Source organism: Demequina sp., assembly GCF_016278765.1.
Classification (GTDB): domain Bacteria; phylum Actinomycetota; class Actinomycetes; order Actinomycetales; family Demequinaceae; genus Demequina.
Map to the genome: position 1 here is coordinate 1 of NZ_JADQBE010000012.1, position 7588 is coordinate 7588.

The window sequence follows — 7588 nt, forward strand, 5'->3', positions numbered from 1 at the left end:
TGGAGCGCTACGCGTGCTCCTTCGACTGGGACCGCGTGCTGATGACGCACCGCCCGGAGTACTACCACTGGAACCAGTGGATGTTCACTCGACTGTTTGACCGCGGACTTGCGTACCGCAAGCCGTCGCTCGTCAACTGGTGCCCGTTCGACCAGACGGTGCTGGCCAACGAGCAGGTGGTGGCGGGGCTGTGCGAGCGGTGCGACACCCCCGTGGTCAAGAAGAAGCTCACCCAGTGGTACTTCAAGGTGACCGACTACGCCGACGAACTGCTTGACGGGCTCGAGACGCTGCGTGAGACGTGGCCGTCCAAGGTGATCGCGATGCAGCGCAACTGGATAGGTCGATCTCGCGGCGCCGACGTCAAGTTTGTGATCGAGGGCCGCGACGCGCCCATCGACATCTACACGACCCGTCCCGACACGCTGTACGGCGCGACCTTCATGGTCGTGGCCGCCGACTCCGATCTGGCCGCTGAACTGGTTGCCGGTGCCGATGCCGAGACGCAGGAGCGCTTTGCCGCGTACGTCGAGCAGGTGCGCGCCGCTTCGGACATCGACCGACTCAGCACCGATCGGCCCAAGTCCGGAGTGTTCCTGCAGCGGTACGCCATCAACCCCGTCAACGGCGAGCGGCTGCAGATCTGGACCTCCGACTACGTGCTTGCGGACTACGGCCACGGCGCCATCATGGCCGTGCCCGCCCACGACCAGCGCGACCTCGACTTCGCGCGCGCCATGGGCCTTCCCGTGCGCGCCGTCCTGGACTGCCGCGACGAGGACGGGAACGCCTTGCCCGACCCCGCGATGTCGGGCGTGGCCACCACCGGCGACGGCACCCTCATCAACTCCGGCTCCCTGGACGGTCTGGACAAGTCCGCGGCCATCGCCGCGATCATTGCCGAACTCGAGAAGGCGGGCGCCGCAGCGGCGTCCGTCAACTACCGCCTGCGCGACTGGCTCATCTCTCGCCAGCGCTACTGGGGCACTCCCATCCCGATCGTGCACTGCGACGCGTGCGGAGAGGTCCCCGTACCGGACGATCAGCTTCCGGTGAAGCTCCCGCCCACGGAGGGCCTCGACCTCAAGCCCAAGGGGCAGTCGCCGCTGGCGGCGGCCACCGACTGGGTCAACACCACGTGCCCCACGTGTGGCGGCGCGGCTCTGCGCGACACCGACACGATGGACACCTTCGTCGATTCCTCCTGGTACTTCCTGCGCTTCCTGTCTCCAGGCAAGACCGACGGGCCCTTCGATGAGGCCGAGGCCAAGAAGTGGGCGCCCATCGACCAGTACGTCGGCGGCGTCACCCACGCGATCCTTCACCTGCTGTACGCGCGCTTCTTCACCAAGGCGCTGCGGGACATGGGGATGGTCGACTTTGGCGAGCCCTTCACCGCGCTGCTCAATCAGGGCATGGTGCAGATGGATGGCTCGGCCATGTCCAAGAGCCGCGGCAACCTGGTGAGCCTGGCCGCCCAGCTCGACGAGTTTGGCGTGGACGCGATTCGACTCACGATGTCCTTCGCCGGCCCGCCCGAGGACGACATCGACTGGGCGGACGTGTCGCCGGCTGGCTCCGCCAAGTTCTTGGCGCGTGCATGGCGGCTGGCGCGGGACGTCTCCAGCGAGCCCGGCGTCGAGCCCGCCGCAGGCGACCGCGACCTGCGGGCCGTGACGCATCGGACCCTTGCCGACGCGGCCGAACTGGTCGAGTCGTTCCGCTTCAACGTGGTCGTGGCGCGCGTGATGGAATTGGTGAACGCGACCCGCAAGGCGATCGACTCCGGCCCCGGCGCCGCCGACCCGGCCGTCCGCGAGGCCGCCGAGGTGGTCGCCAAGCTGCTCAGCCTGTTCGCGCCGTACTGCGCGGAGGACATGTGGTCGATGCTGGGCCACAGCGACCTGGTGGCCCTGTCGGGGCTACCGGAGGTGGACGACGCCCTGTTGGTCCAAGAAACCGTGACGTGCGTGGTGCAGGTGATGGGCAAGGTGCGGGACCGGCTCGAGGTGTCGCCCGATGCCACCGAGGAGCAGTTGCGTCAGCTCGCTTTGGCATCCCCGAACGTCCAGCGCGCGATGGACGGCGCCGCCGTCCGCACGGTGATCGTGCGTCCGCCCGGGCTCGTCAATGTCGTCCTCAGCAAGTAGGCCCGCGTGAATCATCGAGTGGTAGTGGCGACGGACTCGTCGTCATGCCTGCCCGCCGAACTCGCGCAGGCCTGGCGCGTGGCGGTAGCCCCGCTCCAGATCATCATCGATGATGAGCCCTTCAGCGAGGGCGGCGACGTGTCGCCACTCCAGGTGGTTCATTCGCTCGTCTCCGGCCGCAAGGTCGGCACGTCCCAACCTGGTCCGCAGGCGCTCATGGACGTTGCCGAATGGGCGAAGGCCAATGGCGCCGAGTCGCTCGTCTTTGTCTCGCTCTCCGCCAAGATCTCGGGAACCGCTCAGGCCATGAAGTCCGTCGCCGAGCGCGCGCCGGTGCCGGTGACTGTGGTCGATTCGCGGACGGCGGGCCTCGCGGCGGGTTTGGCGGTGCTGTCCGCCAGTGCTGTGGCTGCGGCCGGCGGTGGGTACCTGGACGTGGTTGCGGAGGCTGAGCGCGCCTCCCGTTCCTCGATGTCCCTGTTCTCGCCAGACTCCCTCGAGTACCTGAGGCGTGGAGGGCGGGTCGGCCCCGCCGTGGCCGCGGTGGGCAGGGCGCTTGGAGTCAAGCCTGAACTTGGCCTCGTCGACGGTGACGTGGTCTCGATCGCACGGCATAGGTCGTCCCACAAGGCTCGCGCTGCCATGCTTGACCGCGTTGCGTCACACGCCGCCACGATGCGTCATCCGGTGATCGGCATCATGACCTTGCCCGGGGACGACGATCTGGTCACCGACGCCCGGCAGGTTCTGTCGACACGCGGAGACTGGCCCGTGCTCCAGGCGGGGCTGTCGGCTGCTCTCGCCGCGCACGCTGGGCCGGGCACGCTCGCGGTTGCCGTGGTTGACGTGCACCCTGACGTGGCCGCGAGCCTGTAGGCCCGTTGGCGTCGTCCACAGGATTCGTGCGGGCCTTCGTTTCCCCGGTCCGTGCGTGCGAGCGAGGGTGGTCTCAGCGTCCGTCCTAACGTCCCCGTATGGACGCGACGGGGGATGTCACCGCTCGGGTAGACCATGCGCTGCGGCGGGCTGCGGCACGTGCCTACGGGGCCGCGCACGGCGCGCTCGGGGAGGGTCATGACGCATCCCAGCCGCCGCGGTGGCGCTGGGACGTCTCGCCACGGGTGATCGTGACCTTGGGCGTGGTTGCCGCCATCGCGGGAGCGCTCGTGGTCTGGGCGCCGCGCCCCATGTCAGCCATGATTGCGCCCTCGCCGGACGCCACTGTGGAGTCTCGGCTGCCTTCCGACGCGAGCGTGGTGCTTGTGAGTGTCCACGTGGCGGGGGCCGTGTTGCGGCCCGGGGTGTACGAGCTCTCCGTCGGAAGCCGGGTCACCGACGCGATCGCCGCCGCGGGCGGTCCGATCGACGGCGCTCAACTCGACGCGATCAACCTGGCTCGTCGGGTCACCGACGGCGAGCAGGTGCGCGTGCCGTCACATGACGATCCGGGCGCGAGCGTTGGAGTCTCAGCCGACGGCCGCATCAACATCAACACGGCGGCGGCCGCACAGCTTGAAGACCTGCCGGGGGTGGGTCCGGTGCTGGCCGACCGCATCGTCGAGTACCGAGAACAGCACGGGCCGTTCGCATCCGTGGCGGCACTTGAAGCCGTCGCGGGCCTGGGTCCGGCGATCATTGCGGGCCTGGCGGACTCGGCCGCCGTGTGACAGAGCACGACGCCCGGTTGCTGCCCTCCGCCGCATGCGCCATCATCACGTGCGCTTGGGTCGGCGCTGACGGCGCATGGGCCGTAGCGGCGGCGGTGTGGGGTGGCGCCCTGGTGCTGGCGCTGCCGGTCGCGGTACTGCTCGGGCGAGCAGCGCGCGGGAGCGAGCGGCGGGCCCCGCGGGTGCGGCTCCGGCGGAACAGCGAGATCTCTTGGCTTGTCGCCTTCACATGCCTGATGGTGACGATCGTGGTCACGACGGCCGCGTTGAGCGCGCGCGAGCACGTGCCGCAGGACATCGTGAATGCGATCCGGGCGCACGCGCACGTGGAGATGGTGGGAGTCGTGGTGTCCGACCCGCGCCCCGCGGGTCGCGATGTGTGGACCGGTTCGCCCAGGACGGCCGTCACGCTCGCCGTCTCGAGCGCCTGCACCCGCCCGTGCCTGCGGCCGCGAGCCGCAGACTTCACCGCCGACGCGATCGTGCAGGGCACCACGGTCGCGCGGTTCGGCGACACCGTTGCCGTCGCCGGGAATGCGAGCGAGAACCTGAGCAGCCGCGTCCAGGCGAGCGTGTGGGACGCGACCATCGAGGTTCTTCAGACCGCGCGCGGACCCCTCGCCGCCGTGGGCACGGTGCGGGCCAGTGCGCGCCGGGCCGCCGCACCGCTTCCCGACGACGTGCGCGGCCTGGTGCTGGGCATGGTGATCGGCGACACCGACCAGATGCCGGCCGACCTGAGCGCGGACATGCGCACCACCAGCCTGACCCATCTGACCGCAGTCTCCGGCTCACACTTCGCGATCGTGGTCTTGGTGCTCGGCTGGGCTCTGACCCGGATGATCGCGCGACGCTGGCTGCGCGCCGCCGTGCTCGCGACGGCCATGGTGGGCCTGACTGCCGTGGTCCTACCTCAGCCCTCGGTGCTGAGGGCCCTCACGATGGCCATCGCGGTCGCCCTCGGATGGTGGTGGGGAAGGCCCGCACGCGCGTTGCCCGCGCTCGGCGCCGGCGTCGTCGTCCTGCTCCTCATCGACCCTGGTCTCGGTGGGGCGATCGGCTTCCAACTGTCGGTGGTGGCAGTCGCGGCGATCGTGGTGTGGGCGCCCCACCTGGAGCGGCGGCTAGGCACGTGGATGGCCTTCTGGTTGGCACGTGCGATATCGATCCCGCTCGCGGCGTGGCTGGCGTGCTGGCCGCTGCTGGTGACGCTGCAGCCGGGGTTCGGCCCCTACGCCGTGCCCGCGAATCTGGTGGCGGCGCTCGCGGCCTTTCCGGTCACGGTGATCGGACTGCTCTCCACGCTCGTAGCGCTCGTGGCGCCCGGCGTGGGGGTCGCGGGAATGCACGTGGCGGGTGCGTGTGCCTGGCCTGTGGTGTGGGCCGCTCGCGCGTTCGCGGCGGCCCCTGGCCATTGGCTCGTGTGGCCCTCCGGGGTGGCGGGTGTGCTCCTCGCCGGGCTCGTCACGGCGTCCGTGGCGTTCGCGTCCACCTCGCGCCGGGCACGGGGCGGGATGAAGCTGGCCGCCGCTGTGATCGCGGTCATCGCCGTGGTGGTCGCGCCCGGGCTAGCGCTGCGCGCCGGACCGGTGCTGGGCGACTGGAAGATCGTGGTGTGCGACGTGGGCCAGGGAGACATGATGCTGGTGCGGCTGGCCGACCGCTCGGCGGCGGTGATCGACACCGGCCCGCCGGGCGGTGCCGGTGCGGCGTGCCTGCAACGCTATGGGGTGCGGGAGATTGCCCTGCTCGTGCTCACTCATCCCCACGCGGATCACGACGGCGCGGTCGCCGAGATTGCCCAGGTCGCACGCATTGACCGGGCGTGGGTCTCGCCCGCGGCGGTCACGGCAGGTCACGACGTCGGCACGTCCGACGTGCGTGCCACGGGCGCCCACGTGAGCGTGCCATCGGCGGGCCAAGCATGGGCGACGGGTGATGTCGCGATGGTGGTCCTGTATCCACCCGCGGGTCCAAGCCATGCCGCCACGTCGAGCGAGATCAACGACGCGAGCATCGCTCTGTCGATCCGGGCTGGGCCGGTGACGGTGCTCGCGTGGGGAGACCTGGAGACCGCAGGGCAGGCCGCCGTCGCGTCGACGCTGTCTTCCCCGGCGGTGGTGGATCTCGTAAAAGTTGCTCACCACGGGTCGGCCGTCCAAGCCGCCGACCTCGCTTCTGCCGTCGTCGCCAGGGTGGCCGCCATCAGTGTGGGAGTCGACAACTCGTACGGTCATCCAGCCGACGAGACGATCGCGCTCTATGCCCGCTATGCCACGGCGGTGATGACGACGGCGCGGTGCGGAGACATTGCGGTGGGTGCGGACGGCGCTGTGGCGTCGGCGTGTCCCACCGGCATGGCAGGCTAGTGCCGTGCCAGCGACCAAGCCACCCCGCCGCACCAGTGCGGGTGCGCCGCCGTGGCACCGTGCCGCGCCGGCTCCCGTGGTGCTGGTGTCGGGACCCGAAGCACTCCTGGGGAGTCGTGCGCTGGGCCTGATCGTTGATGCTGCCAGGGCGCGCGATCCGGAAACGGACGTGCACCGCCTCGAGGCGGCGACCTACACGGCGGGACTCTTGCGGTCTGCGGCAAGCCCCTCGCTCTTTGGGGGCACCGCGCTGGTGATCGTCGAGGGGGCGGAGTCGATGAATGACGCCTTCCTGACGGACGCCATCGAGTATGTCGCGGCGCCGGACCCTGAAGCCGTCGTGATCGTGAGACACGGCGGCGGAAACCGGGGCAAGAGGCTGCTGGATGCCGCGCGAGCGGCGGGAGTACCCGAATACGGATGCCCGGCCGTCACGCGTGACAGCGATCTGGTGGACTTTGTCGCCGCCGAGTTCTCGCGGGCCGGGCGCACGGCCAGCGCGGCGGCGGTGAGGGCCTTGGTGGACTCCGTGGGGTCCGACGTGTCACAACTCGCGGCGGCGTGTTCCCAGCTGACGATGGACGTCCAGGGTGGGATCGACGAGGCGGCCGTGGCGAAGTACTACGGCACGCGGGTGAACGCGACCGGCTTTGCCGTGGCCGACGCGGCCGTGGTCGGGGACACGGCGAAGGCGCTCGCGCTCGTGCGTCATGCACTTGAGACGGGGACCGACCCCGTTCCGCTTGTCGCCGCCATCGCTGCAAAACTGCGCACCTTGGCCAAAGTCGGTGCCGCACGCGGCAGGGGAGTAGATCCCACTCGGGATCTCGGCATCGCCCCGTGGCAAGTGGATCGGGCACGTCGCGAACTGCGGAATTGGGATGCGGACCGGTTGGCCACCGCCATCGAACTCGTGGCTGCGGCCGACCATGCCGTCAAGGGCGGCGACAGGGCGCCCGCGTTCACGGTCGAGCGGCTGGTGCGGCACGTCGCGGGCCTCGCGGCGGACACGTAGGCGGGGACGTTCGGACAATGCAAAAGGCCCCGCAGATGCGGGGCCTTCAGCGGTGAGGGGGGCGGCTCTAGAGCTGCCCCACCTGCTTGGCGAGCGCCGACTTGCGGTTGGCCGCCTGGTTCTCGTGAATGACACCCTTCGAGGATGCCTTGTCGAGCTTGACCGATGCGCTCTTGAGCGCGGCCTCGGCTGCGGCCTTGTCGCCAGCTGCGACCGCTTCGCGCACCTTGCGCACGTGCGTCTTCAGCTCCGACTTCACGGCGACGTTGCGCAGGCGCGACTTTTCGTTCGTGCCGATACGCTTGATCTTGGACTTGATGTTTGCCACGGGGATCCCTTGAGGTCTACGACGGTTCTCGTGCGTCGCTCTTGCGCGCACACGGCGTC

6 protein-coding genes are annotated in these 7588 nt (G+C 69.9%); 5 read left to right on the top strand and 1 reads right to left on the bottom strand.

Annotated elements, in window-relative coordinates:
• The 5 genes from leuS to holA all read left to right on the top strand — a co-directional run.
• The coding region (leuS, locus tag QZZ29_RS02270) for a leucine--tRNA ligase (RefSeq protein ID WP_291381047.1) at positions 1-2150 on the top strand (2150 nt) is incomplete at its 5' end.
• Between the two features lie 6 nt (positions 2151-2156).
• The gene (locus QZZ29_RS02275) at positions 2157-3026 is read left to right on the top strand and encodes a DegV family protein (protein ID WP_291381048.1); all 870 of its coding nucleotides are present in this window, start codon (positions 2157-2159) and stop codon (positions 3024-3026) included.
• A gap of 98 nt (positions 3027-3124) precedes the next feature.
• Positions 3125-3817, top strand: coding sequence for a ComEA family DNA-binding protein (locus tag QZZ29_RS02280; RefSeq protein WP_291381049.1), 693 nt, complete (start codon positions 3125-3127; stop codon positions 3815-3817).
• Positions 3814-6186 carry a ComEC/Rec2 family competence protein gene (locus QZZ29_RS02285; RefSeq protein WP_291381050.1) on the top strand — a complete coding sequence of 791 codons (2373 nt, stop codon included), beginning with the start codon at positions 3814-3816 and terminating at the stop codon, positions 6184-6186. The genes QZZ29_RS02280 and QZZ29_RS02285 overlap by 4 nt, the downstream gene beginning before the upstream one ends.
• 4 nt (positions 6187-6190) lie before the next feature.
• On the top strand, positions 6191-7201 hold the full coding sequence (gene holA / locus QZZ29_RS02290; RefSeq protein WP_291381051.1) for a DNA polymerase III subunit delta: 1011 nt from the start codon (positions 6191-6193) through the stop codon (positions 7199-7201).
• 67 nt (positions 7202-7268) lie between these two features.
• Here the strand turns inward: holA and rpsT are convergent, their stop codons facing one another.
• Entirely contained in the window at positions 7269-7529 is a 261-nt protein-coding gene (gene rpsT, locus QZZ29_RS02295; protein ID WP_291381052.1) for a 30S ribosomal protein S20, read from the bottom strand.
• Positions 7530-7588 lie beyond the last annotated feature (59 nt).

What these genes read in the sequence shown, in the direction of transcription:
- QZZ29_RS02280 (WP_291381049.1), top strand. Translation starts at nt 3,125, where the DNA reads ATGGACGCGACGGGGGATGTCACCGCTCGGGTAGACCATGCGCTGCGG.